This window comes from Rheinheimera sp. EpRS3 (genome assembly GCF_001513785.1).
GTDB lineage: Bacteria > Pseudomonadota > Gammaproteobacteria > Enterobacterales > Alteromonadaceae > Alishewanella.
The window spans coordinates 523,234-539,241 of record NZ_LNQS01000008.1 but is presented as its reverse complement, the minus strand read 5'-3'; the positions used below and the strand labels follow the sequence as shown (position 1 = coordinate 539,241).

Annotated in this window: 12 protein-coding genes; 10 read left to right on the top strand and 2 right to left on the bottom strand. The window is 49.2% G+C overall.

Translation table 11 applies throughout. From position 1 onward, the window contains the following. Positions 1-98 precede the first annotated feature (98 nt). A complete protein-coding gene (locus AR688_RS20350; RefSeq protein ID WP_197412201.1) occupies positions 99-1,568 on the top strand; it encodes a hypothetical protein in 1,470 nt (489 codons plus the stop codon). A 64-nt stretch (positions 1,569-1,632) separates the two neighbouring features. On the opposite strand, the gene AR688_RS11120 is transcribed toward AR688_RS20350, so the two are convergent. Beyond that, positions 1,633-4,668, bottom strand: coding sequence for a TonB-dependent receptor (locus tag AR688_RS11120; RefSeq protein ID WP_068233380.1), 3,036 nt, complete (start codon positions 4,666-4,668; stop codon positions 1,633-1,635). A 257-nt stretch (positions 4,669-4,925) separates the two neighbouring features. On the opposite strand from AR688_RS11120, the gene AR688_RS11115 reads away from it, so the two are divergent. Both AR688_RS11115 and AR688_RS11110 read left to right on the top strand, forming a co-directional pair. After that, the gene (locus tag AR688_RS11115) at positions 4,926-6,317 is read left to right on the top strand and encodes an NlpC/P60 family protein (protein WP_068233377.1); all 1,392 of its coding nucleotides are present in this window, start codon (positions 4,926-4,928) and stop codon (positions 6,315-6,317) included. 11 nt (positions 6,318-6,328) lie between these two features. Then, entirely contained in the window at positions 6,329-7,423 is a 1,095-nt protein-coding gene (locus AR688_RS11110) for a dipeptide epimerase (protein ID WP_068233374.1), read from the top strand. A gap of 5 nt (positions 7,424-7,428) precedes the next feature. On the opposite strand, the gene AR688_RS11105 is transcribed toward AR688_RS11110, so the two are convergent. Beyond that, positions 7,429-8,274, bottom strand: a complete 846-nt coding sequence (locus AR688_RS11105; RefSeq protein WP_068234134.1) for a MurR/RpiR family transcriptional regulator — start codon at positions 8,272-8,274, stop codon at positions 7,429-7,431. 378 nt (positions 8,275-8,652) lie between these two features. Here AR688_RS11105 and mraZ point away from each other — a divergent pair, with 378 nt between their 5' ends. Genes mraZ through mraY form a run of 7 tightly spaced genes read left to right on the top strand, consistent with a single transcriptional unit; the run spans position 8,653 to position 16,008 of the window. Continuing rightward, positions 8,653-9,117, top strand: a complete 465-nt coding sequence (mraZ, locus tag AR688_RS11100; protein ID WP_068233371.1) for a division/cell wall cluster transcriptional repressor MraZ — start codon at positions 8,653-8,655, stop codon at positions 9,115-9,117. 1 nt (position 9,118) lies between these two features. Further along, positions 9,119-10,063 carry a 16S rRNA (cytosine(1402)-N(4))-methyltransferase RsmH gene (gene rsmH / locus AR688_RS11095; protein WP_068233367.1) on the top strand — a complete coding sequence of 315 codons (945 nt, stop codon included), beginning with the start codon at positions 9,119-9,121 and terminating at the stop codon, positions 10,061-10,063. Next, a complete protein-coding gene (ftsL, locus tag AR688_RS11090) occupies positions 10,056-10,364 on the top strand; it encodes a cell division protein FtsL (RefSeq protein WP_068233365.1) in 309 nt (102 codons plus the stop codon). Before rsmH ends, ftsL begins: the two co-directional genes overlap by 8 nt. Further along, positions 10,361-12,112 carry a penicillin-binding transpeptidase domain-containing protein gene (locus AR688_RS11085; RefSeq protein WP_068233363.1) on the top strand — a complete coding sequence of 584 codons (1,752 nt, stop codon included), beginning with the start codon at positions 10,361-10,363 and terminating at the stop codon, positions 12,110-12,112. The genes ftsL and AR688_RS11085 overlap by 4 nt, the downstream gene beginning before the upstream one ends. Beyond that, positions 12,102-13,559, top strand: coding sequence for a UDP-N-acetylmuramoyl-L-alanyl-D-glutamate--2,6-diaminopimelate ligase (locus AR688_RS11080; protein ID WP_068233360.1), 1,458 nt, complete (start codon positions 12,102-12,104; stop codon positions 13,557-13,559). The genes AR688_RS11085 and AR688_RS11080 overlap by 11 nt, the downstream gene beginning before the upstream one ends. Continuing rightward, positions 13,556-14,932, top strand: a complete 1,377-nt coding sequence (locus AR688_RS11075) for a UDP-N-acetylmuramoyl-tripeptide--D-alanyl-D-alanine ligase (RefSeq protein ID WP_068233357.1) — start codon at positions 13,556-13,558, stop codon at positions 14,930-14,932. The genes AR688_RS11080 and AR688_RS11075 overlap by 4 nt, the downstream gene beginning before the upstream one ends. Next, a complete protein-coding gene (mraY, locus tag AR688_RS11070; RefSeq protein WP_068233355.1) occupies positions 14,926-16,008 on the top strand; it encodes a phospho-N-acetylmuramoyl-pentapeptide-transferase in 1,083 nt (360 codons plus the stop codon). The genes AR688_RS11075 and mraY overlap by 7 nt, the downstream gene beginning before the upstream one ends.

The window sequence follows — 16,008 nt, the reverse complement described above, 5'->3', positions numbered from 1 at the left end:
TTTATTCGTCGTGTGGCGCAGCCATCACGGCTTCTTCATTTGGTTTGCCATTGGTGCCAGAGCGCATCGGATGATTTTTTTTGCATGGAGAGTAAAAAATGTTGAAAAAGAACTTAGCCCTTAGCGTAGTTTATGCGTTAACCCTGGCCGGTTTGACCGCTTGTGGTGGTGGCTCTGACAGCGCAACAGATACATCGGTTTCAGTACCAACACCGACACCGACACCGACACCGACACCGACACCAACACCAACACCAACACCGACACCAACACCAACACCAACACCAACACCAACACCAACACCAACACCAACACCGGTAGTTATTGCGTCTGAATTTGCTGCTGCAACTTATATTCGTCAACATAATGGTGAGTTGAGAGAAATTGTTATTCTGAATGACAGTTTGCTGTACAGCGTGACTGGCTCCGGTTCGAATGTTTATGGTCGTTTTGACGATATAAGTAGCTTTGTTACTGAAAACAAAATTGTTGATGCGGAAGGTATTATTAAATCAGGCATTAACCCTCTCTTGGCTGATGCGACTTTCAGTGCTGAATTAAGTTTCAACGACGATAAAATGGTAGACAATCTGTCGAATGTCAGTATAGCTAGTCCTATACTCACCAGTTTTTCAACGTCAGCCCTGGTCGCAGTCGACAATTTAACTGATTTACCATTGCTTAATCAGCAGTGGATAACTAGTCATTTTTCTTCATTTGAAATTGATACTGGACTGGTACTTCGTGCCACTGATATTAACAACTGCGATATCAGCGGTACTTTGACAGAACAAGATAACAAAGTATTTTCAGCATCGCTGACGTACAGTAGTTGTCAGCAAGCGGGCCAATATGAAGGTGCATTATGGGCGTATCAGCTTGACGATGTTAAATATTTAAATTGGCTCGCATTTGATGAAAAGCGTCAATTTGTTTCTGGCCGAATTGATAGTGCAGAGAGTGCACAGGAATATTTTGCCCGCAACGGCAACCTCAAAGCGGGAGTGCATATTAATACTGCACAGGAAATAATGATTAGCAAAGGAGACCAGATACATTTAGTTAATATATTTGGCAGTAGTAGCTTTGCCTTAACGCAAAAGGCTTCAGAGGATAGCGCTAAATTAGAAGCAGATGGCAGAGGACTGTACATGAGTAGATCTGCTGTTGCACAGTTTGAGTTAACTTTCTCTGCTACAAGTAATAACCTTGAAGGCAAGGTTGCATTCCAGACTGATATTATCAGTACTGAATTTACAGTTAGAAATCTACAACCCATATCGCAGAATAAAATGCTGGAGTCGCTGGCCGGTACATGGGATGGATTGTCTGTTACTGACTCTGGTGAAGTTAGCGGAACTGTATCTGGTTGCTCTGTAACTGGCAAAGTTGTTGATTATCAGGCATCTGTTGCTGATATCAGTATGACATTAAGTGGCTGTGACATCGCAGGTGATATTAACGGTCTTGTTGCTGGCTGGACTCAGGATTCTGGCGAAGTTTTGGCGCTGAGTTTATTTAATGACGGTGCTCAGGTACAAAGATTGTCAGGTTATATTGTCAGGTGACTGTCGAAATTGGTCTAAAAAAGCCCGCATAAAGCGGGCTGAAAAATCACCAGGAACGGTGGGTTTAGAAATCGAAACCGACAGATAACTGCAGGCGACGCGGGTTGTAGTAACGTGTTGGCTCGCCATACGTGGTTGAGGTAGCAAGTTGATTTATCCGATAACCTGTTTGACGATCAAACACGTTGAACAAATCAGCACGGAACTTCAGTACGTATTTATCTGCAAAGGTAAAGTTCTGGTTATAGCTCAGGTCCAACTGCCAATGGCTGGCACTGCGACGGCTGCCGGCAGGTTCAGAATAACGGATGGTGCCAGCGCTGTAACCGTAGTAGTTACCGTCCCAGGTCTCCCATGGTTGGCCTGATTGATACACAAAGTAAGCACCAATATTGGCTTCCCAGTCTGTGGTGTAGTAACCAAAGGCTTTAAACAGATGCGGTTTATCGCCCGCTAGCTTACCGTACTTGTTGTCCCAGGAATAACGGCCAGGACCATCGCCATAGTTTGAAGAGCCGATAAAAATATTGGCGTCATTCCCTGTAGTGGTGTTGTCCTGGTCAAAGTTACCGTAGTAGTGGCTCCATACATATGACGCATTGAAGTAGGTGCGGTCACCAAAATATTCAGCTTCCAGGCTCACTTCCCAGTATTTGGTCTGGCCATCGTCTATCTCGGCAATCACATAGGTGCCACCTGATGGAGTGCCAATACCGTCGTAGCGCTCTGCTAAATCGGGTATATATAAGCCTCTATCAGCGATATGTGCAGGTACGCCCGGTGCCTGGCTGCTTTCTGGGTAGGCAGCAATACGGCCATTATTTGGCATATCCTCTAAGAAATGAGAGCCATAACGGTAACGGGTATGGCCACGCAACTGCAAGCGGTCTGTAATTGCCTTAGTGGTACCAAGCGTGATTTCATCGATACGGTGTGGCTTCAAATTATCGGCAAATAATTTACCGGATGAACCACTGGCAGCACCTGAATCCAGGTAATTACCGTCTTCGTCAAAGTACACTTTTAACGACTGCTGGGTATTACGATCCCAGGATGCAGCACGGGCCAATGAACTGGCTTCAGGGTTATAGCTGGCGTAGTTCGCAAATACGGAGTTTTGGCCATCGTATTTCCAGTCAATGCCCAGGCGCGGCTGAATCATATCTTTCCAGTCAAAAGAGTACATCTTGTACTTCTCGCCCATAGCAACTTCCCAGCCTGAACCATTGGCAGCATTCGCGCGTAAGCCCTGGCCATACAGGGTGTCTTTGCTAATCAGCACGCCAATGTTGTAGGTAAAGTCGCCATGTTCAATGGTGTCGTTAATTTCCAGGTTCCATGATTCCGAGATCGAGCTGATAGCCGACACAGCTTGGCCAGACTCATTCACAAAGCTCATCTGTTCAGTTGTGGTAATGTAATATACAGAGGTCGGGTCTAGGTCAGCTAAGCTACCGTCCAGAGCTACATTGCGGCCTCCGTGATAACTGATAGAGCCCCAGCCATTAGAGAAGCGGCTTAATTCTTCTTCTGCTTCAGAATATTTCAAACCAACGTGAATGGAGTGAACCAGAGTATCACCAATAATTTCATGGTCTAGTGCTAGCTCAAAGCCATCACGGAAGAAATTCTGGTTATTATACTGGAAGTAAGCACCAACACCGCCGCCGCCTGTCATCACGCCATTTTCAGTATAGCCGTAGCGATTAATCAGCTGTTGTGCACCGACATTAAAGCTGGCGGCATCAACTTCAGTATCTGCCAGCAAATCAGGTACATTGAAGTAACCCATTTGCTCCAGGTTAGCTATGTCCAGTGATGCCCCCAACTGAGGCACCAAGCCTAGCTCTACGTCAGGTTTGCCACCGGTTTTATAGTCAAATTTATTAATGTTAAAACTTAAGGTGGTGTAGTCGCCCAAAATATAGGAACCGTCAAAGGTAAAGATTTTCTGGGTTGCCTGATCGCCAACAGAAACAGAATCTGCTTCAAACTCACCGATACTGCCGCCCGTTACAATACGGTCTGAATCACGGTAGCTGAGGTTTAGCAGTAAGTCGTCGGTAGGTGCCCAGGTTAATTTACCAAAGTATTCATCGCGGTCGCTCTTATAGGCCTTGGTTGGGCCATAAGCGGTAACTTTGTTAGAGCCTTTTTCTTCCGGGCCATAGTAAGAGCCGTAGAAAAATAACTGATCCTGAATAAGTGGGCCGCTCACCGCCGCTGTTATCCAGGTTTTATCAACGTCTTGCTCAACACCATCTTCAGGTGAAGCGCTGAAGTTTTTATTTTCTATTTTGTACTCAACAGAGCCTTTAAACTCGTTGGTACCAGATTTCGTTTTAGTGTTAATGGCAAAACCACCAGAGCGGTTAAAGCCAACCGCTTTGGCACCGCCACGCTCCATCGACACCATTTCAATGTCGTGCGTTGAGGGTTCAGAAGCCAGGTTACCGAACAACGGCATTGAAACATCAACGCCATCGAAACCATATTTATTGTGAGCACCAGAGCCACCGGCAGACGGGCCTAAGGTACCGTTTTCGGTATATTGGACACCCGGAATAATTTTTAGCATGTCGCGGAAAGTCTGACCAACAGGCAAAGCTTCAACCACATCTGAGCCTAGTGAGTTACTCAGGGAAGAATTGCCTTGCTGAGCGAAAAACGGTGAGCCCACAATCTGGATTGTTTCAATATCAGACGTTTGCGGTTGCAGATCCACGTTCACGTTGGACGTTTGGTCCAGCAGTACGTCTACTTCCATGGTTCTGACAGAGCCGTCGGCTGCGGTAATGGTTAGCGTGTAGCGGCCGGGGATCAGCAGTGGCAAGTTAAAACTGCCGTCTTCACGGGTTTGTACAGTACGCGGACGGGGTAGTACCGGGCTGGATGCTACAACGGTAACGCCTTCAACTGAGGTGCCTGTTTGCTCGGTCGTTACTTTACCTCTGATACCGCCTGCTTGCTGAGCTAAGGCCGGAGCACAAGCTAACATGCCAGCAAGTACAAACGCCGATACTGTTTTCGGTGAGCTAAAAGCGCGCTGCGTTGCGCAGGCTAAGCGGCTTTTAGCCAGGGTATGCTGTGTTGACTTCATCACTTTCTCTCCTGGATTTACAATTGTGTCTTATTTTTTATCGCTATCCGTTTGTCGGGTTCTGTTCGCCCGTTTCTGATGTTTGTTGGCAGATGTTTATTTTCTGCTCAAAATTAACATAGCAATATTTTATTTCTTTTGAAAATAATTTATGCTGATTTTTCAAAATAATTGGAATATTTCATTCCTTGGCAGTATGGTTATGCCAATTGATGAGTGAAAAAAGCCTGAAAAACAACGTATTTGAAGGAGTCTGAATGAGAAAGCTGTTATTACTGCTGTGTTGCTGGTGCAGTGCTACTGTTGCAGCCTTTGCTGAAGAACAGTTTAGTACCGATGTGCCATTGCTGCGGCAGGAACAGCTGAACAGCACTTTTTGGCAGACGAAACTCACCGGTGCCGACAAACTGCTGTTAAGTACTGAGCAAATAGCCGGGCGTAACCAGCAAACTTTTAACCAGCAGAGCGAAATGCAGCTATTGCAAAACCTGCCCGCGCATTACAGTAAAAATGAGCTGACGGCTATTTTACAGGCTGTCAGCAGCGTACCTGAAGCGCCACGCTTTTATGCAGATGGCAGTGAGGTAACGCCAAAGCAGTGGCAAGGCTACACGGCATTGCTGGCGCAAAAACAGATTAAACCACAAACTGCAGTGCAGTTTGGTTTGGTGGTTAAACGCACCGCGCTGCGTGCTTTTCCTACAGATGACAGGGTTTTTAATGCACAATTAAATACCGATCTTGATCGCTTTGCTGAAACCGCACTGTTTGTGGCCGATGCCGTGGCTGTGTTGCATCAGAGCCGCGATAAAACATGGCTGTTGGTACGCAGTTTTAATTATACCGGCTGGGTGAAAGCCGCTGATATTGCTATTGGCAGCAAAGAGCAGGTATTTGCCTACACCGCTAAGACACCTTTTCTGGTAACTACCGGGGCTAAGGTGCGCACTGCCTACAATCCTGAATTAGAGGCTATTTCTGAACTGCAGCTGGATATGGGCATCCGTTTGCCGCAACTTAACGCCGCAGAAATTGGCGCAGCAGAAACCGGTTTTAAAGTGCATGGCCAGAACCCGGCGGCGAGCTACATAGTGCAGTTACCGCTGCGCCGCAACGATGGCAGCCTGACCTTTACGGCTGCGCTTATTCCACGCTCCGAGGATGTACATCAGGGATATTTGCCGTTTACAGCCAATAATATTGTGGCACAGGCGTTTAAGTTTTTAGGCGAGCGCTACGGCTGGGGCCATGATTACAATGGCAGGGACTGCACCGGCTTTATTTCAGAAATTTTTCGCAGCTTTGGCTTTTTAATGCCTCGCAATTCCGGCCAGCAGGGTAATGGCACTTATGGCAGCAATGTCAGGTTTGACAGCCAAAGCAGTAAAGATGACAAGCTAACTGCGATACAGCAGGCACAGGTTGGCGATTTACTGTATTTCCCCGGCCATGTATCACTGTATCTGGGCATGCAGGATGAGCAGCCTTTTATGATCCACGATGTAAATACCCTGGTGTATCCGACAACCAATGGCGGGCTTTATGTCGGTACCCTCAACGGTGTAGTGGTTACGCCGTTACTGCCATTAAATGCCAATCCGGAGCAATCTTATCTGGATGCGCTCTATGCTATTAAATCACTGCGTTAACAGAGGCAACTATGAAAATAACTGATATCAGACTGGGTATGTTACGTGTGCCTCTGAAAACCCCGTTTAAAACTGCACTGCGCACCGTAAATACCATCGAAGATGTGGTGGTGATGGTGGAAACTGACACCGGCCACCTTGGTTATGGCTCAGCACCCGCCACCGCGGTGATTACCGGCGATATTCATGGCTCTATCATTGAAGCTATCCGCACGGTGATTAAACCTAAAATTGTTGGGCAGGAAGTAGCTGATTTAAATCATATTATCCGCCTTATTCAAAATTGTATTATGAAAAACTACAGCGCCAAGGCGGCGGTAGAAATGGCAGTGTATGACTTGTTCGCGCAGTTATATAAAGCACCACTATATAAAATACTTGGCGGCGGCGTGCCTAAAATAACCACAGATATTACCATCAGCGTGGATTACATCGACAAAATGGTGGCCGACTCGTTAAGCGCGATTGATCGGGGCTTTGAAACTTTAAAAGTAAAAGTAGGCAAAGATATTGGTGTCGACATTGAGCGGGTTAAAGCTATTTATGCTGCAGTGGAAGGCAAAGCGTTAATCCGGCTGGATGCAAATCAGGGCTGGACAGCAAAAGAGGCGGTATATGCGCTGCATAAACTCGAAGATGCCGGAGTACGGCTGGAACTGGTAGAGCAACCGGTGAAAGCTTATGATTTAGACGGTTTGAAATACATTACCGAGCGCGTACATACGCCGGTAATGGCCGACGAGAGCAGCTTTGGCCCGCGCGAGGTAATTGACCTTATTAAGATGCGTGCTGCCGACATTATTAATATTAAGCTGATGAAAACCGGCGGTATTGCCAATGCTATTAAAATTGCCGATATCTGCTCGTTTTACGATATGCAGTGCATGATAGGCTGCATGCTCGAAGGCAGTATCAGCGTTGCAGCTGCAGTGCATGTGGCGGTAGCAAAATCAGATGTTATTACCAAAATTGATCTGGACGGGCCGTCGCTGTGCTTGTTTGACCCGGTAAAAAGCAGTGTGAAGTTTAATGATGCGGATATTACCATTGAAGATGCACCGGGGCTGGGCATTACCGCTATAGAAGGGCTGGAAATGCTGCCATAAGGCTGCTACAGGTTTTCCAGCAAATCCGGCAGCTTGCTGTTTTCTTCCAGCTGGTAATCATTATTCAGCTGCTGGCACAGCAATAAGTAGACAATATGGCACAGGTGCTGCTGTGCCAGTTGCACCAATATCGGGTTAAGCCGCACGTTTTCATCGCCATGTAACACAAATAGCGCTAAATCTGCCGCCAGGCTCAGCGCATTGGTTTTATAACTGGTAAGGCTGATAATACGAATTTGCCGCTGGCGGGCAAATTTGGCCAGTTTCAGTAAATCGTTATTCTGGCCAGACTCGGACACCAGCAGTAATACACTGTTGCTGCTAAGCATACTGGTTAGCTGCAAGGTGACGGCCGGATCACTGTTGGTCAGTGCCAGCTTACCCAGCTGCAACAAACGGAATTGCATATCATGGGCTACGATGCCGGACTGGCCAAAACCCGCGATCAGAATTTTATCTGCCTGCGACAGCAAGTCGGCTACATCCAGCAAGGTTTTTTCGGCATTAATTTCCAGTAAGGCGCGAAAATGATGCTGCAGGCTAAACTGCAACTGTTCTACCAGTGTCAGCAATGTATTAGGCTGAGGCTGATGTTCATTGGTGTCACGCTGCAGGGTCGATGCCGTAATAACGGCTTCACTTACCGCCAGTTTTAAATCCGGGTAACCTTTATAACCTAGCTTCTGGCAAAACTTTACCACGCTCGACTGGCTGATCCCCACGGCATCGGCCAACTGCTGTGAGGAGTAATCGCGCAGTAAGTGCGCGTTGTCTAATATAAAATCTGCCAGCTTACGTTCAATTACTGACATTTGCTCCAGCATGCCGCGAATTTTCAGTAAACACACCATAGTACGATCTTCCTTTTTGCCGGCTGCTGCATTGAGCGGGAATTTGTTATTAATACTTAGCTTCAGTATTGAATAATTTATTCTGACTTGGCAAGTCACTGTTGCAAAAAGCACTAACACAATATCGGCCGGGCCACATTTACGCTGTTTTGATCTTACTGTTTGATCTACACCCCACTTTTTTCCACCAAAATCATCATCTTTGCTACAGAGCTTATTTTTACTGTGGTTGCAATCGATCAATCGGCACTGTTTTTACCTTGACAAGGGGGAAAGCGGCACCCTAAACTGTGTCGTTGTGGGGATTTGTGGGTAATAGTGGATCAAGTTGGGTTACCCCTAAGCCAAAGCTGTTAAATAACATACTCAGGAAGCTTAATGTTTCGTGGCTCATTTACGTTGACACTGGACGAGAAAGGCCGGTTAGCGCTACCCGCGCGCTACCGTGAATTTCTGCTGTCTGATTGTCAGGGCCATCTGATATGCACAATTGACCTGCACGACCCCTGCTTATTGTTGTACCCGCTGGCAGAGTGGGAAGAAATAGAAGAAAAACTTAAACGCCTATCCAGCTTAAACCCGCAGGAACGCCGCTTACAGCGCGTATTGCTGGGTAATGCCACTGATTGTGATATGGACAAAAGTGGCCGTATTTTATTGCCGGCTCCTTTACGGCAACACGCTGGCCTGACCAAGGGTATTCGTTTGGTTGGCCAGTTAAATAAATTTGAAATCTGGGATGAAACAGCCTGGCATGAGCGGCTTGCTGCAGATATTGCATTAGAGCAGGCTCAGGCCGGTGATGTTGAATTGTCAGAACGATTACAGGACTTTGCACTGTAAAATGACTACTGTGGCGCATATTTCCGTTCTGCTGCAAGAAGCACTGGACGGGCTAGCAATAAAACCTGACGGCTGCTACCTGGACGGTACTTTCGGCCGCGGTGGCCACAGCCGGGCTATTCTATCCTTATTAGGCCCACAAGGCCGTTTATTTGCTATAGATCGCGACCCCACCGCGATAGCAGCTGCCGAGTTACTTAAGGCAGACCCCCGTTTTCATATCACCCACAGCCCCTTTGCCGCCCTGGCAACTATCGCTGAGCAGCTGCACATCACCGGTGCACTTGATGGCATTTTACTCGATCTTGGCGTGTCCTCCCCACAACTGGACGACGCCGATCGTGGTTTTAGTTTTATGCGCGACGGCCCGCTGGATATGCGGATGGACCCCAGCTCAGGCATCAGTGCAGCTAAATGGCTGGCTGAGGCCGACGTGGAAGACATCAGTTTTGTGTTGCGTGAATACGGCGAAGAAAAGTTTGCCTGGCGCATAGCGCAGGCCATAGTCGCTGCGCGTGCAGAAACATCAATAACCCGTACGGCACAGCTGGCAAAGCTGATAAGCGACAGCGTGCCTAAAAGCAATAAAGAGAAAAAACACCCGGCTACGCGCAGTTTTCAGGCGATCCGTATTTATATTAACAGCGAGCTGGAGCAGGTAAACCAGGCCTTGCAGGCAGCAATGCAGGTGTTAAAACCCGGTGGCCGTTTGGTGGTGATCAGCTTTCATTCACTGGAAGATAGGCTGGTTAAGCAGTTTATGCGCCGCTATGCCAAAGGTGAACCTGTACCACGCGGTATACCGCTGACAGCGGCCCAGATGCAACAGCGCACCGAACTTACGCTGATTGGCAAAGCCATTATGCCGTCTGAGCAAGAACTGGAAGCTAACCCCAGGGCGCGCAGTGCAGTGCTGCGTATAGCAGAGAAGCAGCGCCATGAGTAATATCAGCCTGCATCGCTTAATTGGCCAGGACTGGCGTGCACAAAAGTGGCTGGCGCTGATGCTGTTGGCGTGTATTGCCTCGGCGTTGACAGTGGTACATTTTGCCCATTTAAACCGCCAGCTAACCATAGCGCAGGATGGCCTGTACCAGCAACGCGATCAACTGGATATAGAATGGCGCAACCTGCTGCTGGAGCAGCGGGCGTTGTCTGAACACAGCCGGGTGGAAGACATTGCCCGTAATCAATTACACATGTTACGTCCTGCCGGTGAGCAGGACGTTGCGGTGACACAACCATGAGCCGGGCAAAGAAAACACCTCAGGCTAAAGCCAGAACATCACCTTCAGTGCTGGGCTGGCGTTTTGCGTTTGTTTTGCTGAGCTTAACGGCCGTATTTACCGCTTTGGTTGTGCGTGCTGCCTGGCTGCAGGTAATAGAGCCTGACATGCTGGTAAGCCAGGGCGATGCGCGCAGCCTGCGGGTAGAGTCGGACAGCGTACTGCGCGGCATGATAGTTGATCGCAACGGCGAAGAGCTGGCAGTCAGTGTTGGGGTAGAAGCCATCTGGGCTGATCCGAAAGTGGTTATTGAACGCAACGCTGCCGCTGATGAACGTCGCTGGCATGCTCTGGCAGAAATACTGCAGCTGACTCCGGCGCAATTACTAAACCGGATTGGCGATAACCCGCAGCGCCGTTTCGTTTACCTGCAGCGTCAGGTTAACCCGGCGGTGGTCGACTATGTCAAAAAACTCAAAGTACCGGGCATTTATTTCCGTCAGGAATCGCGCCGTTATTATCCGGCAGGCGAAGTTACCGCACAGCTGCTGGGCTTTACTAATGTTGACGATGTTGGCGTAGAAGGCATCGAAAAACGCTTTGACGAGCTGCTTACCGGTACAGCAGGGCGCAAAGTATATCGCAAAGATGCCAAAGGCCGTGAAATTGAAGTAATTGAGCGCGCTCAGGCGCAGGCGCCAGGCAATGTACAACTCAGTATTGATCAGCGTATTCAGTCGGTAACCTACCGTGAGCTGAAAAAAGCTGTGTTATCCCATGGTGCCACGTCCGGCTCGGCAATCGTTGTTGATGTGTTAACCGGTGAAGTGCTGGCGATGGTGAACAGCCCGTCGTTTAACCCGAATAACCGCCGCAATACGCCGTCTTACCTGTTTCGTAATCGTGCCATTGCTGACACCTTTGAGCCAGGTTCAACCATGAAGCCGCTGGCGGTGCTCAGTGCGCTGGAGTTCGGCTCGGCCAAACTGGACGAGGTTGTTAATACTTCGCCCGGTTATATGCGCATTGGCGGCAGCTGGGTGCGCGATGCAAACAATTACAACAACCTCAGCCTGACCGGCATTATTCAGAAATCGAGCAATATCGGTGTGAGCAAGCTGGTGCTGGATATGCCGGTAGAGCATGTTATTGGCCTGTACGCCAATATGGGGCTGGGCATGGATACCGGCCTTGGCCTGAATGGCGAAAGTGGCGGCATGTTGAGCCATCGCCGGCGCTGGTCTGATTTTGAGCGTGCCACCTTATCCTTTGGTTATGGCTTATCAGTTACTGCAGCCCAACTGGCAAAAGTGTATTCCACCATGGCCAATGGCGGCATCAGCCGGCCGCTGACCATTTTAAAATCAGATCAACCTTATCCGGGCGAGCAAGTGCTGGCTCCGGAACATGCTGCGGCCATGCTGGAAATGATGGAAGCCAATATTATGCCCGGTGGCACCGCCACCAGAGCGAAGGTGAAAGGTTATCGTGTTGGCGGCAAAACCGGTACTTCGCGTAAAGCCATTGCCGGTGGTTACGGTGACGACTATGTCGCTTCCTTTGCCGGTGTCGGGCCTGTTTCTAACCCGCGGCTGGCATGTGTAGTAGTCATTAACGAACCAGCGGGTGATTTTTACCACGGCGGTGAAATTGCCGCACCGGTGTTTGCCAACATTATGGGGGCGACCATGCAACTACTTAATCTGGCACCAGACAGTGACAGCCAGCCTAAACTCTCTGCCGTAACGGGAGGCCGCCATGCCGGTTAATGCCCGCAGTTGGCTAGCTGCTTATGGTATCAGCGCACCCGATGTTCAGGTGCAGCAACTGCAGTTGGATAGCCGTAAAGTTGGCGCAGGTGATGTGTTTCTGGCTATACCGGGTGTGCAGCAGCATGGTAACCAGTTTATTGCTAAAGCGCTGACACAGGGCGCAGCTCTGATACTGACTGACAGCGGCAACTATACCGACGAACGCATTATTGTGTTGCCGCAGTTAAACCAAATATTGCCACAGCTGGTTAGTGCGTTTTATCAGCAACCGGCTGCGCAACTGCAACTTGTTGGAATTACCGGTACTAACGGTAAATCCAGCATAGCGTTTTTTATTAATCAGCTGGCAGAGCTGTTGGCGACCAATGCTGCGGTTATCGGTACTCTGGGCTATGGCTATTATCAAAAGCTGACCACGCTGCCTAATACAACACCTCACTTTGTTGATTTACAACGTATTTTTTCAGAATTTGTTAGCTCAGATATTAAGCTGGCGGCGATGGAAGTGTCATCCCATGCGTTGGTGCAGCAACGGGTTGCCGGGTTAAATTTCAATGTGGCGGTGTTTACCAACCTGACCCGCGACCATCTTGATTACCACGGCACTATGGCTGAATACGGCGCTGCCAAAGCCTTACTGTTTAAACCAGAGCTGAGCCAGGCCGCAGTTATTAATGTGTCCGATGAATTTGGCCGTGCTTTGGCTGCGCAGTGTGTCAATCCACTGTTTGTTTATGGCAAAGCAGAAGACTGCAATGGTTTTGAACGCTATCTGGCGTACTCAGATGTTGTGCCAATGGTAAATGGTTATCAGGTTCGTCTTAGCAGCCATTTGGGCGAGTTCAGTCTGCAGTTGCCACTGCTGGGTGAGTTTAATATTCAAAACGTACTGGCCGCTATTGGCGCCCTATACATGCTGGGCCATCCACTGGGTATGCTTATTGCCTCTGCTGAGCAGTTAAAAGCCGTACCTGGTCGCATGGAACAGTTTTTATTTCCGCAACAGTTTACCGCAGTTATCGACTATGCCCACACCCCGGATGCGCTGCAGCAGGCATTACAGTCATTGCGTATGCATTGTGCCAGCCGCCTGTGGTGTGTTTTTGGCTGCGGTGGCGACAGAGATCGCGGTAAACGGCCGCTAATGGGCCAACTGGCAGAGCTGTTTGCCGACCATATTATTGTTACTGCCGATAATCCGCGCAGCGAAGATATAGTGGCAATTTGCGAAGAAATTGCCGCAGGCATGAGCCCGGATGCCAGTTATCAGATAGAGCCTGATCGCAAGGCTGCCATTAAGCTGGCACTGGTCAGTGCGCAGCCCGGCGACATAGTGTTGGTTGCCGGTAAAGGGCATGAAACAGTACAGATTGTTGGCGCAGAAGTACGGCAGTACGACGAGCGCGCTTATTTGCAACAACTGGTTGCGGAGATGTCACTATGATTAGCTTACGCTGTTCCGACATAACTGAAATTCTGCATGGCAGCCTGCACGGTGACGATGTCACTGTAACCTCTGTCAGCACCGACAGCCGCAGTATCAGTGCCGGCGAGCTGTTTATAGCTTTAAAAGGGCCGAACTTTGACGGCACAGCTTTTGTCGCCGAAGTGAAAGCCAAAGGCGCCATTGCAGTAGTCACTGAGCAACAGGTATCTGAGGCGATCAGCCAGATTGTGGTAAAAGACACCCGCCTGGCGCTGGGGCAACTGGCTGCGGCCGTAAAAGCCCGGCTGGTACCAAAAACCATCGCGGTTACCGGCAGTGCCGGTAAAACTACCGTTAAAGAAATGATGGCCGCCATTTTAAGCCGTCGTGGCCAGGTGTTATCAACTCAGGGCAATTTTAATAACGATATCGGTGTGCCGCTAACTATGCTGCGCCTGACAGAAAAGCACAATTTTGCCGTGCTGGAGCTGGGCGCGAATCATCAGGGCGAAATTGCCTACACCACCTCACTGGCTAAGCCGGATGTCGCCATTATTACCAATGTGGCGGCGTCGCATTTAGAAGGCTTTGGTGATGTATCCGGCGTAGCACGCGCCAAAGGCGAAATTTTTAATGGTTTGTCAGCAAACGGCCTTGCCATATTGCCTGGGGACAGTGAATACCGTGATTACTGGTTAAAACGGCTTGAAGGCAAACAAGTTATGCAGTTTTCCGCTACCGGGCCGGCCGATTATTATGCCGAAGGTATCGTACTGGACACAGAGGGCTGTGCCGCTTTTGAGCTTATCTGCCCGACAGGCCGCCAGTTTATTCAGCTGACTATTCCTGGCCGGCACAATGTTGTCAATGCGCTGGCCGCTGCAGCTGCCTGTATCGCTGTTGGCGCCACGCTGACCGATGTGCAGCTGGGGCTGGCACAAATGCAGGCGGTAAAAGGCCGCACCAATGTCAAAATGGTTAACCCGCAGCTGCGTATTATTGATGATACCTACAACGCTAATGTCGAGTCGGTAAAGGCGGCAATTGACTTACTGGCGTCGTATTCCGGTTACCGGGTGCTGGTGTTCGGCGACATGGGCGAACTGGGCGCAGATGCCCGTTTATACCACGAAGAGATTGGTTTATACGCAAAAAAATCAGGTATTAATCTGTTGTTCACCCTTGGCGTGTTATCACAGAGCGCCAGTGACTTGTTCAATGGACAAGGCGCTCATTTCAGTTCGCGCCAGACGCTGTTACAGCGGCTGTTGCCGATAGTGTCAGAACAACAGGAAGTCACCCTGCTAGTGAAAGGTTCGCGTAGCGCGAAAATGGAATTAGTCGTGCAAGACTTGCTAGAAAGATGTCAGCAGGAGAACAGCCCATGCTAGTTTGGTTGGCCGAGTATTTAACCCAATACTTCAGCTTTTTTAATGTATTCAGTTACCTGACGTTTCGCGCCATACTGGGTATTTTAACGTCGTTACTATTAAGCCTGTATTTAGGGCCTAAGCTTATTGCGCGTTTGCAACTGATGCAAATTGGCCAGGTGGTACGTAACGACGGCCCGCAAAGCCACTTCTCGAAAAAAGGCACACCGACGATGGGTGGCCTGCTGATCTTAGGCTCAGTATTGCTAAGCACCTTGTTATGGGCAGATCTGGACAACAAGTATGTCTGGGTAGTGCTGTTTGTGCTGATAAGTTTTGGCTGGATTGGCTTTGTTGATGATTACCGTAAAGTGATCCGCAAAGATCCCAAAGGCCTGATTGCCCGCTGGAAATACTTCTGGCAATCGCTGTTTGCCATTGCTACTGCGGCCTTTTTGTATTTTACCGCCGAGCGTCCGGCCGAAACCGCGCTGCTGGTACCGTTTCTTAAAGACGTTATGCCACAACTGGGCTTATTGTTTATCGCGTTAAGTTATTTTGTCATTGTCGGCACCAGTAATGCCGTCAACCTGACCGACGGCCTCGACGGCCTGGCCATAGTGCCTACCATTATGGTGGCATCGGCGTTTGCCATTATTGCTTACGCCAGCGGCAACGTGAATTTTTCCGGTTATCTGAATATTCCTTATCTGCCCTACGCCGGTGAGCTGGTGGTGGTGTGTGCCGCTTTAGTCGGCGCAGGCTTAGGCTTTTTATGGTTTAACACCTATCCGGCGCAGGTATTTATGGGCGATGTTGGCTCACTGGCGCTGGGTGCGGTGCTGGGCGTTATCGCCATTCTGGTGCGGCAGGAAATAGTGCTGTTTATTATGGGCGGCGTCTTTGTCATGGAAACGCTGTCAGTGATCCTGCAGGTAGGCTCTTACAAATTGCGCGGCCAGCGTATTTTCCGCATGGCGCCTATCCACCATCACTATGAATTAAAAGGCTGGCCTGAGCCGCGCGTGATTGTGCGGTTCTGGATTTTATCCATCATCTTTGTGCTGGTGGGCCTTGCCACCTTGAAACTGAGATAA

Excerpts from the sequence above, each read along its gene's own strand:
- AR688_RS11110 (WP_068233374.1), top strand. The coding sequence starts at position 6,329 with ATGAAAATAACTGATATCAGACTGGGTATGTTACGTGTGCCTCTGAAA.
- AR688_RS11105 (WP_068234134.1), bottom strand. The coding sequence starts at position 8,274 with ATGGTGTGTTTACTGAAAATTCGCGGCATGCTGGAGCAAATGTCAGTA.
- AR688_RS11085 (WP_068233363.1), top strand. The coding sequence starts at position 10,361 with ATGAGCCGGGCAAAGAAAACACCTCAGGCTAAAGCCAGAACATCACCT.
- rsmH (WP_068233367.1), top strand. The coding sequence starts at position 9,119 with ATGACTACTGTGGCGCATATTTCCGTTCTGCTGCAAGAAGCACTGGAC.
- mraZ (WP_068233371.1), top strand. The coding sequence starts at position 8,653 with ATGTTTCGTGGCTCATTTACGTTGACACTGGACGAGAAAGGCCGGTTA.
- mraY (WP_068233355.1), top strand. The coding sequence starts at position 14,926 with ATGCTAGTTTGGTTGGCCGAGTATTTAACCCAATACTTCAGCTTTTTT.
- AR688_RS11075 (WP_068233357.1), top strand. The coding sequence starts at position 13,556 with ATGATTAGCTTACGCTGTTCCGACATAACTGAAATTCTGCATGGCAGC.
- AR688_RS20350 (WP_197412201.1), top strand. The coding sequence starts at position 99 with ATGTTGAAAAAGAACTTAGCCCTTAGCGTAGTTTATGCGTTAACCCTG.
- AR688_RS11120 (WP_068233380.1), bottom strand. The coding sequence starts at position 4,668 with ATGAAGTCAACACAGCATACCCTGGCTAAAAGCCGCTTAGCCTGCGCA.
- AR688_RS11115 (WP_068233377.1), top strand. The coding sequence starts at position 4,926 with ATGAGAAAGCTGTTATTACTGCTGTGTTGCTGGTGCAGTGCTACTGTT.
- ftsL (WP_068233365.1), top strand. The coding sequence starts at position 10,056 with ATGAGTAATATCAGCCTGCATCGCTTAATTGGCCAGGACTGGCGTGCA.
- AR688_RS11080 (WP_068233360.1), top strand. The coding sequence starts at position 12,102 with ATGCCGGTTAATGCCCGCAGTTGGCTAGCTGCTTATGGTATCAGCGCA.